Genomic DNA, 24,508 nt, shown 5'->3' with positions numbered 1-24,508 from the left:
TGTTTGTTAAAATCGGTGAAGGTATCATTAAAAATCCTTTTGTATTATTTACATTATTATACATTTTTATAAAAATTATTTAAATTTAATATTCAATAAAACTATTTTTTTGATATCTAAAATGTTATCATATAAATGTTTTTAATAAAACAAATTTAATTTTTTATGAAAAAGAACAGGAACAAAAATATCAAACTATTTTTAGTGATGTTGATTTTCGGCATTACTATAACAGCTTGTCAATCAAATAAACAGCCGGTTGAACAGAAGATAACAATTATTCCCGGAACAGAAATTGTAACATACGGTTTTGCCGATACGGGGAAAATGAAATATGGAAACGATAATTTCGTTTTAATTGATGATAAGACTTATCCGGATATGAACAAGAAAGTTGAAGCTTTTAGAACGGCGGTTTCCGGAAATAATTTTGTGATAATAGATGGTGATATAGATTTAAGTTGTGGAATAATAACGGATATAAATCACGATTATTTTGATGAGTTTAATGAAGATAATACACCTAAACATAAAAATTTTGTTGTGACAATAGGTTCAAATACAACACTGATCGGAATGGAAACTGCAAGGATAATGTATGGCAGTCTTTTAATACATGATGAACAAAACATTATAATACAAAATGTATCTTTTTATGATGCACACGGAGCACCGGAACAGAATCCTAAAATAAACAAAGAAACAAAGTGTTCCAGTGATAATATAAGTGTAGAAAAAGTAAACAATTTATGGATAGACCATTGCTCGTTTACCGATGGAAAGTGTAGAGATATTTATGGAAATTATCATGATGGTGCAATAGATATAAAATCAGGAGAAAATATTACTATATCATATTGCTATTTTACAAATCATGATAAAGTAATGTTGTTAACTCCGAACGATGACTTTTCAAACAAAACCAATGTATATATTACTTTACATCACAATTATTTTGATAAAGTAATTCAAAGAATGCCCAGAGCAAGATGGGCAACGGCTCATATATATAATAATTTATATGAAAATATAGGTTTCGGTAAAGATTTCGGTTACAGTTTAGGTATTGGAATAGGGAGTACTTTTATAGTGGAAAATAATTATTTCGGATATCATAAGTCCGGTATAATATGTTGGTTCGATAGGGCAGATATTGACGATAAAAACAGTTCTGTGTTATATTATAAAGGAAATATTCCGAATTTAAAAAATAAAAATTCCATATATTCCGAAAATGATAAATTAAAAGATTACAAGCTACATGTTAAAGAAGAAAAAAAATATGATATTCCTTATGCTTATGAATTGGAAACGGTTGAGAAAATAAAAAAGAATTTAAAGTATTTCGCAGGTGCAGGCAAGAAAATAGAAATATTAAAATAGAATATAAAGGAGAATGAAGAAATATGAATCCGAACAAAGTTCCTATAGTTATGTCTTCGGATAATAAAGTTTTTTTTACTATAGCAACTGTTATAGTTTCAATGCTCGAAAATGCAAATAAAGATACTTTTTACGATATTTATGTTTTGTGTACAGATACAGTTACCGATGAAAGTAAAAACAAATTATCCGAACTAAAAACTCAATACAATAATTTTTCGTTATCTTTTATAGATATGAAAGATACTTTCAAAAATATTCCTAAAACACATAAATATGTTACTTACGTGTCGGCATTTAAGTTTTTAATTCCTTCTTTATTTCCGCAATTCGATAAAATTCTATATCTTGATACGGATGTTATAGTAAGAGCAGATTTGATTGATTTATATAATACCGATATAGGGGACAACTATGTAGCAGGTTGTTTATGTTTGGTTAATCATATAACTTGCAGAGACGGTATTTTAAGAGAAACAGGTTTAGAAAGTATGGATTATTACATAAATGCAGGTGTTATTTTGATGAATTTAAATTTAATTCGCCAAGATAAAATAGATAAAAAGTGTATAGATATGATAGGTAGTTTTAAAGGTTCTGTCGATCAGCATATTATGAATAAAGTTTGTTACGGTAAAATATTTTTTTTACCGCCAAAATATAATATTAGCACTTCCTCTTTGAAAATTTTCGAGTCTGATGCTATAAAAATTTTTTATTCTATGCAGGAAGTTGAGCAAGCTTATAAAAATCCTGTTATTTTTCATTGGACCGGCGGAAATAAACCGTGGCAATATTATAATTTGTTTTTAGCACATGAATGGTTCAGATATTTTATAAAAACACCGTTCAAAGATATGAAACTTGACAGAAAATACTTGAAACGTACCGGTGTATTTTCAATGTTTAAAAATTTTTTGTCGCGTACATTGAAAAAGATGTGGTATGGCTTGATATATAAATAATACGAAAAAACAAATGACTAAATATGATTAAAATGATATAATTAAAAATTATGTTGAAAATAAAATGTTGATTTATGAGGAATAAAAAATGAATTTTCAAGAAATTATTATGAGATTACATAAGTATTGGTCTAAAGAAGGTTGTTTGATATGGCAACCTTACGATTTGGAAAAAGGTGCCGGAACATTTAACCCTGCAACGTTTTTAAGATGTTTGGGACCTAACCCGTGGAAAGTTGCTTATGTTGAACCTTCAAGAAGACCTACCGACGGGAGATACGGGGAAAATCCTAACAGATTACAGCATTATTATCAATTTCAGGTTATATTAAAACCGGCACCTAAAAATGTTCAACAATTATATTTGAACAGTTTAAAAGCCATAGGGCTTGACCCTAAAGAACACGATATAAGGTTTGTTGAAGATGATTGGGAATCACCGACTTTGGGTGCATGGGGGCTCGGCTGGGAAGTTTGGATAGACGGTATGGAAGCAACACAGTTTACATATTTTCAACAGGTAGGCGGAATAGAATTAAACCCGATATCTGCAGAAATTACTTACGGGCTTGAACGGCTTGCAATGTATTCTCAGAAAAAAGATTCGGTATACGATTTAATGTGGACCGACGACGTAACTTACGGCTATGTTCATTTGGAAGATGAAAGACAGTGGTCAAAATATAATTTTGAAGTGGCAGATACAAAAATGTTGTTGCAGCATTTTAATGATTGGGAAGCCGAAGCAAAAAAACTTGTCGAGCAGAATTTGGTTCTTCCTGCTTATGATGCCGTTATGAAATGTTCACATTTGTTTAATTTGCTTGATGCAAGGAGTGCAATTTCGGTATCCGAAAGAGTAAGTTATGTTTTGCGTGTCAGAACTTTGGCAAAACTTGTAGCCGAAGGATATATGAAACAATTTACGAAATAAAACGGTTCATTAATTTTAAGTGCTTTCAAAAGGAATTTAAAAAATTGTTTTGATATTATTTTGATTTTATGGTAAGTTTAAAATAAGAGGAATAAAAAATGGTAAACAATGTATTATTGGAAATCGGAACGGAAGAAATACCTTCTTCATATATTGCACCTGCACTTGAACAAATGCAGAAGTTTACAAATGATATGCTTGGTTCAAAAATGGTGGGTTTCGGACAAATAAAAACTTATGCTACGCCGAGAAGACTTATTTTAACAATAGATAATGTTGAACAAAAAAGTAAAGATACCGTGCAGGAATTTAACGGGCCGTCCGTAAAAGCCGCAAAAGATGCAAACGGTAATTGGACACAGGCAATAATGGGATTTTCAAATAAACACGGCGTAAAACCGGAACAACTTGTGATAAAAGATACTCCGAAAGGACAGTATTATACTTATTTAAAAAAAATCAAAGGTGAAAAAATAACTAAAATTCTTTCCGAAATTTTTCCCGAAATTATACAAAAAATATATTTCCCGAAAACTATGGTGTGGGAAAGTTCAAGGTTGAAATTTGCAAGACCGATAAGAACGATAGTAGCATTATACGGTGACAGAATAATAAATTTTTCTTTGGCAAACGGTGCCATAAAAGCTTCAAATAAAACAATAGGGTTACATACATTAACTTCAAAATATATAATTATAGAATCTGCAGACGTTTATAAAACAACAATGCAAAATAACTGTGTATTAATCGACCAGCAGGAAAGAAAACAAAGAATAATAAGTTCAATAAATGAAGTTGCAAATACAATTTCGGCAAAAGCAATTTTGGATGAACATTTGGTTGATGAAGTTAATCAGCTTGTTGAATATCCTACGGCGGTATTATGTAAATTTGATGAAAAATATTTAAAACTTCCGCCTGAAGTTCTTATAACATGCCTTAAAAAACAGCAAAAATGTTTTGCCTTAAAAGATAATACCGGTAAACTTGTAAATTATTTTATAAATATAAGAAACGGAAAATCCGATAACTTGGATATTGTTAGAGCCGGTTATGAAAAAGTTGTTGTTGCAAGACTTGAAGATTCAATTTTCTTTTATGAAAACGATATAAAAAAATCGGTTGAAAGTTCTACCGAAAGGTTAAAGGGACTTATTTTCCAAAAAGAAATCGGAACCGTTTATGAAAAACTCGGCAGAATAAAAACAATTGCAAATTTTATAAATGAACAAAATAATTTGAATATAAATAAAGAAACTTTAACAAAAGTTATAGATTTAAGCAAAACGGATTTGGTTAGCGAAATGGTTTTTGAATATCCCGAACTTCAGGGGATAATGGGCAGAATTTATGCGGGTGTTGCAGGGGAACCTGAAGAAATATCAACGGCAATAGAACAACATTATTGGCCGTTGGCTGCTTCGGGAAATTTACCGGAAAATATTTTATCGGCAGTTGTTTCTTTATCGGATAAAACAGATACCGTTGCAGCTGATTTTGCAATAGGGCTTGAACCTTCCGGTTCTGCAGACCCTTACGGACTTAGAAGAATGTCAATAGGTATTGTCAGAATGTTAAGGCAATTTTTACCCGAAACAGATTTTGAAAAAATTATTGATATTGCATTAAACTCAATGCCTGAAAAAATTAAGGAAAAAGAAACATTTAATACCGCAAAACAAAGACTTATCAAATTTTTCTGGAACAGAATAGAAAATATTTATGAAAACGAAGGTTTTAAATTTGACGAAGTAAAAGCCGTTATTATACCTTCGCAAAAAAACGGGTTAAAATTTTTAGGGGACATATCAAAAAAACTTAATGCATTACAAAGTTTAAGGAAAGAAAATTCCTTTGCCGATATTACTACAATTTTTAAAAGAGCAAGTAATATTTTAAATCAGGCAAAAAAACAAAATTTACAAATATCAAATTCCGTAAATACGGAACTTTTAAAAGAAGAAGCCGAACAGAATTTATATAGTAAATATATTGAAATTGAAAAAGAATTGGAAGTTGCGCTTACAGATAAAAATTATACCGGTGCAATAAGCAAACTTGTTGATATAAAACCTTATTTGGATAATTTTTTTGAAAAAGTTATGGTTATGTGTGAAGATGAAAGTATAAAATTAAACAGAATTTCACTGATAAATTATATTACAAGCAAATTTAATTCGTTTGTTAATTTGTCATCATTACAGTAAAATTGACAAAGTTTACTTTTTCTTATATACTTTAATTTGATTTGTAATAGGGGTTTTTGTGAATATAAAAAAATTTATCTGCTGTTTAAGCAGCATTATATTTTTTGCTAATTTTGTTTTTGCCGATGAATTTCTTGATGAATGTCTTAAAATTTCAAAATCAAGAGATTTAAAGCTTTCTGTTGCCGAAGAGCAAATTGCACTTGCCCAAACAAGACTTAACAGTTCTGTTCGTTCGTTTTTCCCTCAAATAACTTTACAAAGTAAGTTCTCAAAAGGTAGTACTGCTCTTCAAAGTGTCGGAACGAGCGGAAATTATTCAAAAGAAGAATATAATTCGGAAGAATACGGAGTAAGAGCAGTTCAACCCATATACGAGGGCGGCGGAACAAGAGCAACACATAAGTATAACAGTCTTATGTTAGAATCCGCAAAATATAACTATACAAAAACAAAAGAAGAATTGTTTTCAAAAGTAAAACTTGCTTACTATGAATACTTAACGTTAAAAATGGAATATGTAGCATTACATAAAGCTTTTGAAAAAGTGGAAAAATTATTTTTAAAAACGCGGCTTGAATATAAAGCAAGGGCGATATCGGATCTTGATTTGACTGAAGCTAAAAATTTTAGAGATAAGGTTAATAATTTATTGACGTCTTCAAAAATAAATTTGGAATTTGCAACCAAAAAATTGATAGAAACCGTAGGTGTTATAAGTTTGGAAGATATTCCGGCAGTAGTTTCGGACGAATTACCTGATGATATTCAGGAAATTTCTTTTACGTTGGATGATTGCATAAGTTTTGTTCAAATAAATAATTTAGAGGTAAAAATAGCTAAATCTCAAATAGAAATGGCGGAAGCCAAAATTAAAATAAACAGGGCTAAAATACATCCTAAATTATATATTGAGGGTTTTTACGGGAAAAGCGGAGAAGCTTATGTAACACATCCGTTGGAACTTACTACAAGTTGGAATGTTGCAGCAAAGGTTTCGTGGGGATTGTGGGGAAATTCTTTTAACGGTTCTGCAAGTACAGACAGAACCGACCCTACCGAAATTGTAGATTCCAGCAGAAGAGTTGAAACTACAGAGTTCAATTTTCAACTTGGTATTTTAGATGATTTTCAATATTTCGTTGATGCAAAAGAAAGTGATGTGGGTAAAAAACAAACAACAGCCGAACTTATAGATTTATTAAAAAACAGCAGATTGTCGGTAGAAAAAGCATATAATGAATATCGTGTATCTTTAAACGAAGCAAAAGTTTTAAGAGATGAAATAAAACTTAAAGAAAGAAAGTTAGCGCTTATGCAGAAGAGGAACGATTTGTATGAAGTTCAAACTGTTTCTTTGATGGAAGAATCATGGAAATATGCCGAAACGATTTCTTCTTTTGCTAAACAATTATATACAAACTATTCATCAATAACTGAACTTGAAAAACTTACGCTTATGAATTTAAGATAATTTGGAGGAGTATTTTGGAAAAATTAAAGTATTTTTATTACAAATTTGTTGAACAACTTTCTTACAAATATCAAAAAATGGCTTCTGAATCACCTAAATTATTAAAACATATAAAAATTGCAATAGTTGTTTTTTTAGTTCTGTTAATAGCATTTTTGGTTTATTGGATATATTTCAGAAAAGAAAAAGTTGCCGAAGAAAAGCAGGATATGATAAGCGTTAAGGTTAAAAGATTGGCAAAACAGGATTATGTTGATAATTATACGGTTATGGGCAGCATAAAAGGTGCTATTGAAAATGAATTAAGGTTTGAGCTTGAAGGGCAACTTGCTTCATATAACTATAAAGAGGGTGCGAGAATAAAAGAAGGTGAAGTTATTTGTGCATTAGATCCTAAAGACGCAATAACAAAAGCCGAATATGCAAAAAGTAAATACAGAAGTGAAGTTTCAGCATATAATTCGGCAAAAGAAAAATATAAAGTTTATGAAGAATTGTTTACAATGAAAGCTTTATCAGAAAGTAAATTGTATGAGGCGAAATATGAAATACAGTCGTCGGAATCTAAAGTTAAAGCTTCTTTATCGGAATTAGAACTGGCGCAATCTAACCTTGCAAAAACTAATTTGCAAGCTCCCAGTGATGGTATTTTAGCAGAAATAATAATAAAACCTGGTGAATATATAACACCGCAGGATATAGTTGCAAAATTTATAAGTGATAAAGGTACTAATTTTGAGGTGGATGTACCTGAAAAAGATGTGCATAAATTAAAGATAGGTCAACTTGTTACAATTACATGTGACTCTTATCAAAATAAAACTTTTGAAGGTAAATTAATGGAGATTGCCCCTATTGTTAAGGAAAGAACAAGAACATCTACGATAAAAATAGGTGTTGATAACCAGGATGGTGCTTTAAGATCCGGAATGTTCGGTAGAGGGGTTATTTTATTAAAGGAATTAAAAGATGTTATGCTTGTTCCGACAGACAGTATAATTTCTTTAAACGATAATGCATTTTTAGTTCCGGTTGTTTCTCCCGACTATAAAACACCCGGTGAAGGAACTATTTTATTAAGACCTTGCCAATTGGGTGAAGAGTTATCGGGGTATACGGTTATCGTACAAGGCTTACAGATAGGAGAGCTTGTTGTTATTGAAACACAAGGACAGCTTTCCGATGGAATGAAAGTTAAATTCCTTGAAGCTGTAGAAGATAAATTGGAAGAAGATCAACAACAATAATTTTCCCAAATGGATTTATAAATGATAGAGTTTGGAATAAGAAAGCCTATAACAACACTTATGATTGTTTTGGCTTTGATAATGTTTACAGCAATAACTACATTTCAAATACCAGTAGAATTAAATCCAAGTACAAAATCATCTTTGGTAAGTGTTATTACAAGGTTAAGAGGCGGTGTTGCAGCAAGTGAAGTTGAAAAGTATGTTACAAGACCGCTTGAAGAAGTTTTTTCCGAAATTAACGGTTTGAAGGAAATGATTTCTTCTTCAAAAGAGTCAGAGTCTAATATTATGATGACTTTTCATCATAATATTGATACTGATTTTGTTATTATTGATGTACGTGAGAAAATAGCGATGGTAAAACATAAATTACCTAAAGAAACGGAGAAATCAGTAATAGCAAAATTTGAACAGTCCGATAGTCCTGTCCTAATATTGTCTTTAGGTTCTGATGTCAAAACAGTTGAACAATTAAGAGAAATTGCAGAAGAAGATATAAAAGAACAAATATTGAGAGTATCCGGTGTTGCCAATGTTGAATTCGGCGGTGGAAGAGAAAGAAAATTTTTGATTGAGATGGATAATTCAAAACTTCTTGGATATAAACTTTCTATTCTTGAAGTTGTTCAAAGAATAAATTTGGCAAATATTTCAATTTCTGCAGGTGAAATAGCACAAAATAATCAAAATTTTGTTATAAGAGCAACAGGTGAATACGATAGTATTGAAGAAATAGAAAATACGGCAATTGCAATTACAGAGTCAGGTTCAATTGTACGTATAGGTGATATTGCAACCGTTAGAGATTCTTTTTATGAACCTACGTCATTTTCAAGGTTAAATATTCAGCCGGTAGTTTCAATTTATGTTCAAAAAGAATCTACGGCAAATACGATTAAAGTTGTAAAAGAAACTTTGGAAGTAATAGAAAAACTTAAAAAAAATCTTGATGAAGATATTGTTGTAACTACCGTAAAAAACGATGCGGAATATATTTCAAAAGCAATATCATCGCTTGTGGAAGCATTGGTTGTGGGCGGAATTTTACTTGCAAGTATTTTGTTTTTATTTATGAAAAATATAAGAAGTATTTTTATAGTTGCAACAACAATGCCTTTAAGTTTATTTATGTCGGTTTTGCTTATGCATTTTACAAACCAAACTTTTAATATTATGACATTGAGCGGGCTTGCGATGGGTATGGCAAATGTTATGGATAATTCAATAGTCGTTCTTGAAAATATATCTTTCCATTATCACAGAAAAACTTTTAAAGATAAAGCTGAACTTGTAATAAAAGCAACAGGTGAATTATGGCAACCTATATTCGCTTCAACCGTAACAACAATAATTGTGTTTTTGCCGTTGGTGTTTTTGGACCCGGAAATAAGGCAGATGTATGTTCCGTTCGGGCTTACCATAACATTTGCGCTTATCGCTTCGGTTATAGCAACAATGTTGTTTATTCCGACACAAATATATAATTGGCAAAACAAATTTGACCTTGATTTTCAAAGATGGTATATGAAAGTAAGGATGTATTACGGAAAGATATTAAAATTTTGTTTCAGAAAAAAAACGTGGATATGGCTTACAATAATTTTGTTGTTTGTTGTATCTGCACGAATTCTTACGACAAGAGACAGTGAATTTATGGATCCGGGTGATGTAAATACCTTTCGTATAGGTGTGCAGTTTCCGCCGGCTACAAGAATAGAATTATCAAATGAAGTTGTAAAAAAGATGGAACAGGCCTTACTCGGATATAAAGACCAGGTTGAAAGAGTGTCTTCCAAAGTTGAAAAACTGCATACTTTTGTTGAAGTGAAAGTTTACGAAAGACCTGAAGAGTTTAAAGCGGAATTCAGAAAAAGATTCGGTGAATTTTCACCTGCTTTTGTTTATTTTCAGGATTCACAGGATTCTGCGGCAAAAGAAATTTATGTCGACTTTTACGGACAGAATTATGATACTTTAAAGCAACTTGCTTTTTCATCATCGGGAAGACTTCAACAGGTTAAAGGACTTACCGATGTTAAAATAAGAATGAGAGAAGACGAACCGGAAGTTCTTGTAAACGTAGATTATAACCGGCTTGCAATTTTCGGACTTACAACTTATTATTTCAGTAATACTTTACATTGTCAAATAAGGGGGCTTATCGCAACTCAATACAGAACCGAAGGTAAACAGATAGAAACAATTTGTCGTTTATATCCGGGAAGTATTCCCAATGTTGATTCCATTCCTTTTGTAGGTATGGTTAATCCGAAAAAAGATGTTGTATATGTCGGGCAGGTTTCCGAAATCAGTAAAGTAAAATCAAATCAGGAAATTTGGCATAAAAATAAAAAAAGGTTTATTCAAATAAGTGCAAACAGGGCAAAAATAGGTTTAACAACGGCCGCACAAAGAATAAATGAAACTTTAAAAGGAGTTGCTTTCCCGAGAGATTATTCTTTTAAAATTTCGGGCGATTACGAAAAAACTGTTGAAAACAGAGGTTCGTTTATTTTAGCCGTATCACTTACCGTTATTTTGATATTTTTTGTTTTGGCTTCAATTTTTGAATCTTATTTGCAGCCGGCACTTATAATGTTTTCGCTTCCTTTAAGCATAATAGGTGTTGCTTTTGTGTTGTGGGTATTTAAAAAACCTATAAGTTTGGGTGTTTGGATCGGTATAATGATATTGTTCGGTTGTATCGTATACAGTTCCATTATTATTGTAGATAAAATAAATCAAAGGCGGCACGGAAGAACCAATTTGCTTAGAGTTATTTTTGAATCGTGTAAAGAAAGATTGCGTCCCGAACTTATTACGCTTTTGATGAAAACATTGGGGCTTTTACCCATGGTATTAAGCAGGGATGAATCTGCAAGTATGTGGCGTTCTTTGGGGCTTACGGTTCTTTTCGGAACAATATCGGGAACAATTTTAACCATGCTTATAATACCTACGGCTTATTATGTTTTGGAAAACCCTAAAAAGAGTATATGTATTTTTATGAGGAAAATAGGATTGGCTTTTATTTTAGATATATTAAAAAAAATATATAATGAAAAGGATTTTGAACAATTAAAAAATTGAAAACAAAATGCAAAGCTTTTTAATGTATAATGTATAGTGTAAAATGTATAATTTTTGAAAAAGTAAAGTTATATTTTTTGCAGAGCAAAATACATTAATCATTATGGTATACATTATAAATTTTTTATTATTTAAAGAGAGTATATAAATGAGTATTTTAAGATTGCCTGTTGACAGGCCCGTAACAACAATAATGATATTTTGTTCTGTTATTCTTATGGGGGTTATTGCTTTTTCAAGAATTCCGCAAGAATTGTTTCCTGCGGTGGAATATCCGCAAATTACAATCGTTACAAAGTATGAAGGTGCAGGTCCGGAAGAATCCGAAAAATTGATTACAAAAATAATAGAAGAAAGTGCCGGAACCGTAAAAAAAATCAAAAGAATTACATCAACATCAAAAGAGGGTGTTTCCATTGTTTCCTGTGAGTTTTTGTGGGGAACAAATATGGATTTTGCTTCAATGAATATAAGAGAAAAAATAGACTTGATAAAGGAATCTTTACCTAAAGATGCACTTGAACCGGTTGTTTTAAAATATAATCCTATGCAGGTGGAAGCCATTATTTTATCGGCAAATTATAAAACACCGGAAACTTCTTTGGAAAGAATGGCGGAACTTAGAACATTTGTAAAAAAGAATATCAAAGATGAACTTGAAAGAATAGAAGGTGTTGCAAAAGTAGAAATAAGGGGCGGTGAACAAAAAGAAATTTTAGTTGAAATAGATAAAGGAAGGTTGCTTGCAAACCAGGTTTCAATAAATGATGTCGTAAATTCATTGCAAACCGCAAATATTACATATCCTGCCGGAACAATTAAAGAAGAAAAACACGAATATATAGTAAAAACCGTAGGTGAATTTAAAAATTTGGATGATATAGAAGCGCTTTCTTTCGGAAAACAGCAACAACAGGAACAAAAAAACAGATATAGAAAAGACAGAACCGTTCAAAGCGGAAATGATGAAAAAATTGTTTATATGCGAGATGTTGCCGATGTGAAAGAAATTTTAAAAGACAAAAAGGGTTATTCAAGATATAATTCAAGAGAAAATGTTTCTATAGGTATATTCCCGCAATCCGGTGCAAATTTAATAAATATGTCAAAAAATGTTAAAGCCAAATTAAAAGATTTGGCCGATAAAATTCCTCCCGATGTTGAAATAGAAACCACTTACGATCAATCGATTTTTATTAAAAAATCATTAAATAATATTTATGAATCGGCAATTCAAGGTATGTTGTTATCTTTTATATTACTTTATTTCTTTATGAAAAGTTTTGTCGGTTCTTCCATAATAAATACCGCTATTCCTATTTCATTATGTGTTACTTTAAGTATTATGTATTTTCAGGGAATTACAATAAATTCCATGTCACTGGGTGGTTTAACAATAGGTATCGGGATGGTTGTAGATAACGGTAATATGGTGCTTGAAAATATTTTAATGGCAATAAACAGAAATAAAACGTTACCCAAAAAAGAAGCTATTTATAAGGCAACATCAAGTTTGTTGCCTCCTATTTTAAGTTCCACTCTTACAACCGTTTCAATTTTTATTCCTTTTATTTTTGTTGCAGGTATGATAGGACAATTGTTTTCCCAATTGGCATTAACGATAACTTTTTCCATGATAGCTTCAATTTTTGCGGCTATGTTTTTAGTTCCTCGGCTTTGCCTTTCGGCAAACCTTGCAAAACAATCGGTCACCGCAGGTGTGCATGCTATAAATACTTATTTTACTCCAACTTTAAAATCGGTTTTAAATATGAAACCTCTTACGGTTTTTTTAGTAATATTCTGTTACGGTTTGGTGGGTTTTTTTGTAACTTATCTTATTCCTAAAGAATTTATGCCTAAAACAGATGAAAGAAGATTCGTTTTGAATTTGTCCATGCATCCGGATACTCCTCTTGAAATTACAAATTCGGTAGTTAAAAGAATAGAACAGGCAATATCAAAATATGATGAGGTTTTAGATATTGCTACAACAATCGGCTCAACCGATGATCAAGTCGGTTCTGCTTCCGTTGAAACGTTGGATAAATATCAGGCAAGAATAATAACCAATTTAAAACCGAAAGGTATGTCAACAAATGAAATGGTTAAAGAATTAAGTGACGAAATAAAAAAGTGGAATATAAAAAATATTGATGTCGAGTTTGTAACTCAACAGGGGCTTTTCGGTTCTGGTGTCGGCTCATCTGCAGGTGTTGTTGTTGAAATAAAAGGTAAAGATTTGGATAAACTTAAAGAATATGCAACAAAATTAAGAAGACAAATGGATGCAATGCCGGAATTTTACGGTATTAAGGTTGATCCGTCGGATGAAATTCCGGAGTTAAAATTGAATATTGACAGAGAAAGAGCTTCTTTATTCGGACTTTCGACACAGGATATTTCCGCTATGACACTTGCCGCAATTAAAGGATACGTTGCAACAAAATTGAAACTTCCCGATGATGAAATTGATATAAGAGTCAGAATGCAGGAATCCGACCGTGATACTTTGGACAAAGTTTTGGAAATGACGGCATATTCTTCTTGGGGGATGACAATTCAGTTAAAACAAATTGCACAGTCCGCTTTTGTTAAAACGCTTCCTACAATTAAAAGAATAGAAAGAGAAAGAACTTATATGATATCTGCAAACGTTAACGGTAACTTTACAAAAGCCGTATCTGAATTACAGGTATTGATAGATGATGCTTATAATAATAAAGACGTATCAACAATAATTACCGGTGAAATGCTTGCAATGAAGGAATCATTGTCGCAAACGGGTTTTGCAATGATTTTAGGTGTTATTATCATATATATGATATTGGCTTCTCAATTTGAAAGTTTATTGCAACCTATTCTTGTTATGACGGCTGTTCCTTTAGGTATAATAGGTGCATTAATTACTTTGTATATTACGGGTCAGTCGATAAATTCAATTTCAATGTTAGGGCTTATAATGTTAATAGGAAACGTTGTTAACATTTCTATTTTATTAATAGACAGGTATAATATAAAATACTTGGAAAATCCCGATAAGTATGTTGATATTGTTGCCTTTAAGCAAATGGTTACCGACACTACTGCCGACCATATAAGACCTATCGTTATGACAACTTTAACAACCGTTGTCGGGCTTGTTCCTTTGGCATTAGGTTTGGGTGAAGGGGCAACAACAAACCAACCTATGGCAATTGCCGTTGTAGGCGGTTTGATATTTGCTTTGGCTTTGGCTCTTCTGTTTGTTCCATATATTTATTTGTTTGCAAAAGGAGTTAGAAATTCGTCGGAAGATGAGTTTATATATTAAATATGAAATTTAGAACATTGGTAATAATACTTGTTATAATATCGGCATTAACCGTTGTTGCCGTTGAAGCAATAAGCAGGTTAATTGATGACTTGCCTTCAATTTCAAATTTGGAAAGATATACGCCTAATGTTGTAACTAAAATTTTTGATAAAGACGGCAATTTGCTTTCTGAACTTTTTATAGAAAGGAGAGTTCTTGTTCCGTTAAAAGAAATTCCTGCCGATTTGCAAAATGCTTTTATTGCAATAGAAGATAACGATTTTTACAGCCACTGGGGAATTTCAACAAAAGGTATTTTAAGGGCTTTTTTAATAAACTTTGTAAAAGGTAAAGTTTCTCAAGGCGGTTCTACAATTACTCAGCAACTTGCAAAAACAATTTTTTTAACTTCGGAAAAAACAATAATAAGAAAAATAAAAGAATTATTACTTACGGTTCAACTGGAAAGGAAATATACAAAAGAAGAAATTTTTCAACTTTATATTAACCAAATATATTTCGGTGCCGGCGGTTACGGAGCAGAATCTGCTTCAAGAATATATTTCGGTAAATCCGTAACCGAACTTACGCTTGCAGAAGCCGCTTTAATTGCTGGGTTGCCGAAAGCCCCGAGTTATTATTCACCAATAAGAAACCCCGAAATTGCAAAAGTAAGAAGAGCAACGGTTTTACACAGGATGAAGGAATTGGGCTTTATAAACGAACAACAGGAACAGCAGGCAAACCAGGAGCCCGTTCCTACGGAAAAACATATAGCCGAACAAACGGCAGGACATTACTTTATTGAATATTTAAGAATTTTACTTGAACCGAAATACGGAACAAATGTTTTGCATAAAGGCGGTTTGTCGATATATACTACCCTTGATATAAAAATGCAGCAGGCCGCAGAAAAAGCATTAAACGAACATCTTGAAAAATTTGATAAACAGCAGCAATCTTTTTTTGAAAAAGAAAAAATGGAGCCGAAAAAAGTTCAGGGTGCCATTATGGCAATAGACCACAGAACCGGTGCCATTAGGGTAATGGTTGGCGGAAGGGATTTTAAAGAAACAAAATTTAACAGAGCAGTTCAGGCAAAAAGGCAGGCAGGTTCAAGTTTTAAGCCGTTTGTTTATGTTACAGGTATCGATACAAAACAAATAACACCGGCAACAATGTTGGAAGATAATCCGATGGTTTTTGCATTTGACGGAAATAATTGGAATTTGGTGTCAAGGGATCTGTCTTATCTTGAAGTGTTGGCTGAAAAAATGACTCCGGAAGATTTGGTTGATCCTATGAAAGTGTGGTGCCCTGTAAATTTAGGTTCACGTTACAGAGGTGAAGTTATTTTAAGACAGGCAATTTACAGGTCAATAAATATTTGTGCCGTGGAAGCAATCAGTATTGTTACTCCGGCAAAAGTTATAGATTATGCAAGGAAAATGGGGATAAAAAGTCCGCTTGTAAATTCTTTGTCTTTGGCACTCGGTTCAAGCGATGTTACTTTACAGGAAATGACTTCCGCCTTCGGAACGCTTGCTTCAGGCGGTATACAAACAGAACCTTATTTTATAACCAAGGTGGTTGATAAAGACGGTAAAATATTGGAAGAAAATATTCCCGTTGAAAAAGAAGTTTTAAGCCAACAGACATCTTTTGTTATGACGAACTTATTAAAAGGTGTTGTGGAACGCGGCAGCGGTTACAGGGCAAGGGAACTCGGGCGTCCTTGTGCCGGTAAAACCGGAACTTCAAATGACAGTGTAGATGCATGGTTTGTCGGTTATACTCCGCAACTTGTTGCAGGTGTTTGGGTCGGTTATGACGACAGAACAACTCTCGGTAAAAAAACTACCGGCGGCGGTTTGGCTTGCCCTATATGGACAAGTTTTATGAAAGAGGCATTAAAAGGGTATCCCGTTTTAAATTTTAAACAACCTAAAGGTATAGAGTGGGCTTTAATAGACCCTCAAACAGGGCTGCTTGCTTTAAGCAAAACGCCTAATGCTTATCTTGAGGCATTTTTGGAAGGAACAACTCCTCAGGAATATTCTTTTAACAAAAATATTGTTACAAACCAGGAACCTGAAGAACTTACAGATGCCGAAAATTAAAAAATGCTTTGTAAATTTTTCTCTTGACAAAACGAAAAAAAGGTATTATAATTGATACAGTTTTAGGTTGCAGTAAAACTAAAAAATAAAAAATAAAATAAAGGAGAAAAAGATGAAAAAAGGTTTTACGTTGGTAGAGTTGGTTATCGTTATTATCATCGTTGGTATTTTGTCTATCGTTGCAGTTCCTATTTACAGAGGGTATACCGATAGAGCAAAAGAAACGGAAGGAAAAGCTTTGTTGGGCTCAATTCTTACTTCTGAAAAAGTATATCTTGCAGAGTATGATTATTTCTTACCTGTTACTTCTACAGATAAGAGTGATAGATTATCAATTGATACTTCAGGTAATAAGTACTTTAAATCTTTTCAAGTTGAAGCTGTTGCTACTAATACGGGAACTGATGCTGTATTTACGGCTTATGCTTACCCGGATGCGAGTCTTACAGCAGGTAGCACACATTTGAAAAATATAACAATGGTTGCTAAAGCAAATGGTGGTTCAACAATAATGGGTGGAGTTTCTGGCGAAAATATAGGATCAAATTAATTTTATAGTTCAATTAACAACAGCCCTGAATTTAAATTCAGGGCTGTTTTTTGTTTTTTCCTTTTTTTTGCTATTTTAATTTTCTTGTCATTGCCGTTCTCAACTTCTCAGCTCTCAACTCTCAGCTCTCAGCTCTCATCTGTCGTTAATGTCATTGCGAGCCGATGAAATCGGCGTGGAAATCTATAAAAATATTGTCCGCATGACACCGAAAACTGTTCATCTTTTCAGCTCTTCAGCTTTTCAGCTAAGAACACGAAGTGTTCGTCCTCAGCTTCTCAGCTGTAGTTGTTTAAAAATTTGCTATAATCAGCAATATGAACAAATTAAAAATTTTTTTTAATACAAATATTTCATTTCTGTTATTATTAATAATAATAGTATTTTTACTTTATGGTAAAAGTATAAATTACAATCTGTTATATTTTGATGATGATACATCATTGAAAATAAATTCAGAATTTATGACAGACATAAAAAATTTACCTAAAATATTTGTTAGGGATGTATATTTATCGGAACAATTAAACCAAAGTTACTACCGCCCTATATTGGCATTAAGTTTTACATTAGAAACACTTGTGTTCGGGCAAAATTCAAAAGTTAACCATATTACAAATTTAATATTATTTGTTTTAAGTATATACTTAATGTATGCGTTTTTAATAAAACTTAAATTTAACAAAAATATAACTGAATTTGTGTTGCTTTTATTTACGGTATCACCGCTGTTAACGTCAAATGCCGTTTATGTGTCACCGCGTGCCGAAAGTTTTTTTGCAATTTTTTCAATTTTAACATTTTTATACACAGATAAATATTTTTATGATAACAAAGTAAAAAATTTATTTTTTTCCGCATTATTTTTTTTGCTTGCTTTATGGTCAAAAGAATCTGCGATAGTTTTAATTGCGGTTATTCCAATATTTTTATATTCAATTGATAAATTTAGTATAAAAAAAATTTTAAAATTATATGTATGGTTGATTTTTCCCGTTACGGTTTATTTTGTTTTCAGAAAAATTGCCGGCTCCAATATTTCTTTTGATGAATATTGGCAATATTTTATCGATATACTAAAAAATATTTTAAACGGCTATATTATATATATAAATAAAATATTAATACCGGAAAATATTCCTGTTTGTTTATATAATTACAGTGCCGATTTAAAAAGTATATTAAAAGTATTGATATTTATTTTATGCTTAATTATTATTTATTGTAGAAATTTTATAAACAGAAAATTTATTTTATTTGCCGCCTCAATATTTGTTTTATTTTTATTACCTTCTTTTTTTATTTTGCAAAACCAAATTTTTTTTCACAGGTTGTTGTTGCCTGTTTTGGGCTTTATTATAATTTTTGTTTTACTTGTTCAAAAAATTATTGAACTGTTTCCGGTATCAAAAAAATATTTGTTATTCTTATGGCTAATTTTATTTGCGATATTTTCTTATGGAGCTTTTTTACAAGCAGATAAATATAAAACTAATATAAGTTTTTCTTTAAACGGTTATAAAGATGCTCCGGAATATAATGCTTTTGTAGTCGGGATGACAGGTACATATCTTTTTGCATTGGATTATAACGAAAATGCATTAAATTCAATACACGAACAAGATTACAGAAAACTTAACGAGTGGGCAATTATTTTATGTAAATGTAAAAAATTTGAGCAAGCGGAGAAAATATTGAAAAGATTAATAAGTTTAAATATTAATACACCTTTTTGTTATGCAAATTTGGGTTTATTGTATGAAGATAAACAGGATTATTTAAAAGCACTTGAATATGCCCAAAAAGCAGCTTTGGTAAGCCCGACAAATATTAATTTTAAAGAAAATTTAGCAAGAATGTATTATTTAAACGGTAAATATCAACAAGCACTTGATATTTATGAACAATTGCTGAAAAATGCTCCGCATAATGCACAATATTATTACGGAATAGGTTCGCTATATTATAAATTAGGTGATAAGCAAAAAGCGGCAGAGTATATTAATAAAGCCGTTGATATTGACTTTGAAAATTCTAAATAATACCGGGACTAAACATATTTTTGCCGTTTGTCGTTAAACTCTCAGCCCTCAGCTGTCGTTATAATTGCCGTTTATATCTTTTTTTGATATAATAAAGCATATTTCATATTTGTTTTATGGGGAGAATTTGTTATGGCTTATACAAAGCAGGATGTTATAAATATTATAAAAGAACAGAATGTTAAATTTATAAGGTTACAATTTACCGATATTTTCGGACAATTGAAAAATGTTACCATAACATCAAACCAAATTGAAAAAGCATTGGATAATAAATGTATGTTTGACGGTTCTTCAATTGAAGGTTTTGCAAGAATTGAAGAAAGCGATATGTATTTATATCCTGACCCCGATACATTTGTAATTTTCCCTTGGAAACAGGAAGACGGTAAAATAGCACGGCTTATTTGCGATATTTATACGCCGGACGGAAAACCTTTTGAGGGTTGCCCGAGAAACATTTTAAAAAGAAATTTAAAGGCAGCCGCTGAGTTGGGATATACTTTTAACGTCGGTCCGGAACTTGAGTTTTTCTTATTTTTAACCGACGAAAAAGGTAAGCCAACCACAAAAACACATGACGACGCAGGATATTTTGACTTGGCTCCCATAGATTTGGGTGAAAATGCAAGAAGAGATATGTGCCTTACGCTTGAAGATATGGGTTTTGAAATAGAGGCCGCTCATCATGAAGTTGCAAGAGGGCAACACGAAATAGATTTTAAGTATGCCGAAGCACTTAAAACTGCCGATAATATAAATACTTTTAAATTAGTGGTAAAAACAATAGCACAAAAACACGGACTTCATGCAACGTTTATGCCTAAACCTATTTTCGGTATTTGCGGTTCGGGTATGCATGTAAACCAATCTTTATTTAAAAACGGCAAAAATGCTTTTTATAACGAGAAAGATAAACTCGGGCTTTCCAAATTAGCTTACAATTATATAGCAGGACTTATGAAACACATAAAATCTTTTTCTGCCATATCAAACCCGCTTGTAAATTCATATAAGAGATTGGTTCCCGGCTATGAAGCGCCGGTTTATATTGCCTGGTCTGCAAGAAACAGAAGCCCTTTGGTAAGAATTCCTGCAGCAAGAGGTGCATCAACAAGAATAGAATTAAGAAACCCCGATCCTTCGGCAAACCCTTATTTTTTACTTTCGGCATGTTTGGCGGCAGGGCTTGACGGAATTAAAAATAATTTAAAAGCAGCAAAATCAACCGACAGAAATATATATGAAATGACAAAAGAAGAAAAAGATGCCGCAGGTATAGATAATCTTCCTCATAATTTAATAAATGCGGTTAAAGCTATGCAGAAAAGTGAGCTTATCAAAAAAACTCTCGGGTTACATGCTTTTAATTTATATACGCAGGCAAAAATTAACGAGTGGGACGATTACAGAACGAAAGTTCATCAATGGGAAATAGATGAATATTTGATTAAATATTAAAAAATTGCTTTGTGATTTTTAGCTTAGAGCTGATAGCTGAAAAAATGATAGTTTTTGGTGCTTTTTGCTAATAATTTCTCAGCACTGAGCACTAAACTCTAAACCAAAAATTTGTGAAACAAATTTTTTTATTTGACAAAAAAAATTAAAAAAGATACAATCTTTCTGTTGTTTTTGGGAATGTGGTGTAGCCTGGTTTAACACACTGCCCTGTCAAGGCAGAGATCGCGGGTTCAAATCCCGTCGTTCCCGCCAATAACAAAACACAAGTCCTTTTTAAAAAAAGGACTTTTTTGTTTTAATGAAATGAAAAAAGAAAAAATAAACGAAATAATTAAAATACTTGATAAAGAATACGGAAATGTTGATATTGCACTTGAATTTTCAAATGTTTTTGAACTTCTTGTAGCAACAATACTTTCCGCGCAATGTACGGATAAAAGAGTAAATATCGTTACATCAACATTGTTTAAAAAATATAAAACAATAAAAGATTATGCAACCGCCGACTTGGAAGAATTTGAAAAAGATATAAAATCAACGGGCTTTTACAGAAATAAAACCAAAAATATTATTGCCACTGCAAATATTATACTTGATAAATTTAACGGTATTGTGCCTAAAACGATGGAAGAACTTATAACACTGAAAGGTGTTGCAAGAAAAACGGCAAACATAGTTTTGGGAAGCGGTTACGGAATACATGTAGGCATAGCCGTTGATACACATGTTATAAGACTTACAAATTTAATAGGTTTGTCAAAAAACTCCGACCCTAAAAAAATTGAAAAAGATTTAATGAAAATTATTCCGAAAAAAAATTGGAGAAACATTTCCTTTGAAATACAAACACTCGGCAGAAGAGTTTGTATAGCAAGAAGACCTAAATGCAACATTTGCCCTATAAAACACCTGTGTAATACCGGCAAAAAATTTGAAGATTAGATAAAATAAATGTAAAAAAAACAGGAAGATAAAATATCTTCCTGTTTTTTTTAAGTAACTTATAAACTAATAAACTTTTTGGCTTCTTGGCTAAAAAACTGCCTTCGGCAATTTTTTAAATAAGTCCTTGTGCCAACATTGCCGTTGCAACTTTTTTGAAACCTGCAATATTTGCACCGTTTACCATATTGCCCGGTGTTCCGTATTCTTCGGCAGCTTCTTTAGCATTTTTATAAATATTTATCATGATTTGATGTAATTTATTATCAACTTCTTCAAATGTCCATGATAATCTTTGAGAATTTTGTGCCATTTCAAGCCCTGATGTTGCAACACCGCCTGCATTTGATGCTTTTCCGGGAGCATAAGCTATTTTTGCATTTATAAATGCTTCTACCGCATCGGGTGTTGAAGGCATATTAGCACCTTCTACAACGGCAATTACGCCGTTTTTAAGTAATGTTTTTGCTGCTTGACCGTCAAGTTCGTTTTGTGTTGCACACGGTAATGCTATGTCGCATTTTATTGTCCAAATACCTTTGCAACCTTCCGTATAAACAGCACCTTTTTTCAAGTTTGCATATTCTTTTATTCTTTTTCTTTCAACTTCTTTCAATTGTTTTACTATTGATAAATCTATACCGTCTTTGTCGTATATGTATCCGTTGGAATCCGACATTGCAACAACTTTTGCCCCTAAACTTTGTGCTTTTTCCACCGCATATATTGCAACATTTCCGGAACCTGAAACAACTACCGTTTTTCCGTCAAAAGATGTTCCTTTGTCTTTTAACATTTCATTACAGAAATAAACAACTCCGTAACCTGTTGCCTGTGTTCTTGCAAGTGAACCGCCGTAAGTTAACCCTTTACCTGTTAAAACTCCGTGGAAAACATTTCTTATTCTTTTATATTGTCCGAACATATAACCTATTTCTCTTGCACCTGTTCCGATATCACCTGCGGGAACATCGGTATCTGCGTCGATATATTTGCAAAGTTCCGTCATAAAACTTTGACAGAATCTCATAACTTCGTTATCACTTTTTCCTTTAGGATCAAAATCACTGCCGCCTTTTCCGCCGCCCATCATTAAGCCAGTTAATGAGTTTTTAAAAATTTGTTCAAATCCCAAAAATTTAATTGTGCTTAAATTTACTGAAGGATGAAGTCTTAAACCGCCTTTGTAAGGTCCGAGAGCTGAATTAAATTGAACTCTGAAACCTCTGTTTACATGGAACACACCTTTATCATCTTCCCAAGGAACTCTGAAAATAATTTGTCTTTCCGGCTCGACAATTCTTTCAAGAATACTTGCATCCTGATACTCTTTGTGTTTTTCAATAACAGGGCTTATTGATTCCAAAACTTCTTTTACTGCCTGTAAAAACAAAGCTTCGCCCTGATTTCTCTGTTCTACTTCTTTTAACACTTTTTCTACATAAGCGTTCATTTTTTTTACTCCTTATATAAATTTGTTTTTTCCATAAAAAACTGAATAATTCATTTATTACTGCTTTATGAAAGCGTCCTTGCTTTCCTGAATTATTCAGTTATAATATTAAACATTAACTTTTATTAGAAAAATATTCTACATTTTTATTTTTTTATTTGTCAATATCAGGGCTCTAAACTTTTAATTGTTCTTCTATTGCATCAAGCCCTTTTTCTATTTTTTCCATGGATGTTGCATAAGAAAGTCTTATATATCCGGGTGCACCGAAAGAGGAACCCGCAACAACTGCAACTCTTGCCTTATCAAGCAAATAATTTGATAAATCACTGTCTGTTTTAACCGTAACACCGTTATATTTTTTACCTAATAATTTTGAAACATTAGGGAAAACATAAAATGCACCGTTTGGTGTTAAACAATTTATTCCTTCAATGGCATTTAGTCTTTTAACGATATAATCTCTTCTTTTTTTAAATTCTTCAACCATATTTTTCATTGCTTCTTTAGGCCCGTTTAATGCTTCAACGGTTGCTTTAATCGATATTGATGTCGGGTTAGATGTTGATTGGCTTTGTATTTTTGTCATTGCGGCAATTATATCTTTGTTTCCGGCACAATAACCTATTCTCCAACCGGTCATTGCAAATGCTTTTGATACACCGTTAACCACAAGAGTTCTTTCTTTTATTTCTTTACTTATCTGTGCAATTGAAACATATTTGAAATTATCATAAACAAGTTTTTCATAAATTTCATCCGAAATTATCAATAAATTATGTCTTAAACAAACTTCGGCAATTTCTTCAAGTTCTTTTAATGTCCATGTTGCACCGGTCGGGTTTGAAGGTGAATTTATAACTATTGCTTTTGTTTTTGGAGTGATAACATTTTCTATACTTTTTGGAGAAACTTTAAAATTATTTTTATCGGTTGCTTTTACAAAAACAGGTTGTGCACCTGCAAGTAAAGCCATATCGGGATAAGAAACCCAATAAGGCGAAGGAATTATAATTTCATCGCCTTCGTTTAATATTGCCTGAAAAATATTATACAAGGAATGTTTTGCACCGCAGGATACAATTATTTCGTTAGGTTGATAATCCAAATTATTGTCTTCTTTAAATTTTTTTATAATTGCTTTTTTTAATTCAAGTGTTCCTGCTACCGGACAATATTTTGTAAAACCTGCATTTATTGCTTCAATTGCCGCTTGCTTTATATTTAAAGGGGTATCAAAGTCCGGCTCACCGGTTCCGAAACTTATTATATTTATTCCTTGTGCCTGTAATTCTTTTGCTTTTGTATCAAGCGCCCATGTCGGTGAAGGTTTTATTGC

General features: G+C 32.0%; 15 protein-coding genes and 1 tRNA gene. 14 read left to right on the top strand and 2 right to left on the bottom strand.

The features are described 5' to 3' along the window. The first annotated feature begins 165 nt into the window (after positions 1-165). The 14 genes from ACMUOV_RS01335 to nth all read left to right on the top strand — a co-directional run bounded on the left by ACMUOV_RS01335 (position 166) and on the right by nth (position 21,716). Positions 166-1,383 (top strand): pectate lyase family protein, encoded by a 1,218-nt coding sequence (locus ACMUOV_RS01335; RefSeq protein WP_413853040.1) that lies wholly within the window; start codon positions 166-168, stop codon positions 1,381-1,383. Between the two features lie 23 nt (positions 1,384-1,406). Then, positions 1,407-2,348, top strand: a complete 942-nt coding sequence (locus tag ACMUOV_RS01330; protein WP_413853038.1) for a glycosyltransferase family 8 protein — start codon at positions 1,407-1,409, stop codon at positions 2,346-2,348. A gap of 88 nt (positions 2,349-2,436) precedes the next feature. Further along, a complete protein-coding gene (locus ACMUOV_RS01325; RefSeq protein WP_413853036.1) occupies positions 2,437-3,282 on the top strand; it encodes a glycine--tRNA ligase subunit alpha in 846 nt (281 codons plus the stop codon). A gap of 98 nt (positions 3,283-3,380) precedes the next feature. Further along, positions 3,381-5,489 carry a glycine--tRNA ligase subunit beta gene (gene glyS, locus ACMUOV_RS01320; protein ID WP_413853034.1) on the top strand — a complete coding sequence of 703 codons (2,109 nt, stop codon included), beginning with the start codon at positions 3,381-3,383 and terminating at the stop codon, positions 5,487-5,489. Positions 5,490-5,547: 58 nt separating this feature from the next. Beyond that, the gene (locus tag ACMUOV_RS01315) at positions 5,548-6,963 is read left to right on the top strand and encodes a TolC family protein (RefSeq protein WP_413853032.1); all 1,416 of its coding nucleotides are present in this window, start codon (positions 5,548-5,550) and stop codon (positions 6,961-6,963) included. 14 nt (positions 6,964-6,977) lie between these two features. Beyond that, a complete protein-coding gene (locus ACMUOV_RS01310; protein WP_413853030.1) occupies positions 6,978-8,210 on the top strand; it encodes an efflux RND transporter periplasmic adaptor subunit in 1,233 nt (410 codons plus the stop codon). A gap of 21 nt (positions 8,211-8,231) precedes the next feature. Next, complete coding sequence (locus ACMUOV_RS01305) at positions 8,232-11,303, top strand: efflux RND transporter permease subunit (protein WP_413853028.1); 3,072 nt, start codon at positions 8,232-8,234, stop codon at positions 11,301-11,303. A 148-nt stretch (positions 11,304-11,451) separates the two neighbouring features. Next, positions 11,452-14,616, top strand: a complete 3,165-nt coding sequence (locus ACMUOV_RS01300; RefSeq protein WP_413853026.1) for an efflux RND transporter permease subunit — start codon at positions 11,452-11,454, stop codon at positions 14,614-14,616. Between the two features lie 2 nt (positions 14,617-14,618). Next, a complete protein-coding gene (locus tag ACMUOV_RS01295; protein ID WP_413853024.1) occupies positions 14,619-16,718 on the top strand; it encodes a penicillin-binding protein 1A in 2,100 nt (699 codons plus the stop codon). Positions 16,719-16,830: 112 nt separating this feature from the next. Continuing rightward, positions 16,831-17,268 carry a prepilin-type N-terminal cleavage/methylation domain-containing protein gene (locus ACMUOV_RS01290; protein ID WP_413853022.1) on the top strand — a complete coding sequence of 146 codons (438 nt, stop codon included), beginning with the start codon at positions 16,831-16,833 and terminating at the stop codon, positions 17,266-17,268. Between the two features lie 317 nt (positions 17,269-17,585). After that, entirely contained in the window at positions 17,586-19,310 is a 1,725-nt protein-coding gene (locus tag ACMUOV_RS01285; protein ID WP_413853021.1) for a tetratricopeptide repeat protein, read from the top strand. A 132-nt stretch (positions 19,311-19,442) separates the two neighbouring features. Continuing rightward, complete coding sequence (gene glnA, locus ACMUOV_RS01280; protein WP_413853019.1) at positions 19,443-20,771, top strand: type I glutamate--ammonia ligase; 1,329 nt, start codon at positions 19,443-19,445, stop codon at positions 20,769-20,771. 176 nt (positions 20,772-20,947) lie between these two features. Further along, positions 20,948-21,026, top strand: a tRNA-Asp gene (locus ACMUOV_RS01275). 51 nt (positions 21,027-21,077) lie between these two features. Beyond that, complete coding sequence (gene nth, locus ACMUOV_RS01270) at positions 21,078-21,716, top strand: endonuclease III (protein WP_413853017.1); 639 nt, start codon at positions 21,078-21,080, stop codon at positions 21,714-21,716. Between the two features lie 115 nt (positions 21,717-21,831). On the opposite strand, the gene gdhA is transcribed toward nth, so the two are convergent. Continuing rightward, on the bottom strand, positions 21,832-23,169 hold the full coding sequence (gene gdhA / locus ACMUOV_RS01265; RefSeq protein WP_413853015.1) for an NADP-specific glutamate dehydrogenase: 1,338 nt from the start codon (positions 23,167-23,169) through the stop codon (positions 21,832-21,834). A 175-nt stretch (positions 23,170-23,344) separates the two neighbouring features. After that, positions 23,345-24,508: pyridoxal phosphate-dependent aminotransferase (locus ACMUOV_RS01260; protein WP_413853013.1), on the bottom strand; the 1,164-nt coding region annotated here is incomplete at its 5' end.

It is taken from the genome of Candidatus Ruminimicrobium bovinum (assembly GCF_902760015.1).
GTDB classification, from domain to species: Bacteria; Elusimicrobiota; Endomicrobiia; order Endomicrobiales; family Endomicrobiaceae; genus Ruminimicrobium; species Ruminimicrobium bovinum.
Note: the sequence above shows the minus strand (reverse complement) of the source record. Positions and strands in the feature narration are given on the sequence as shown.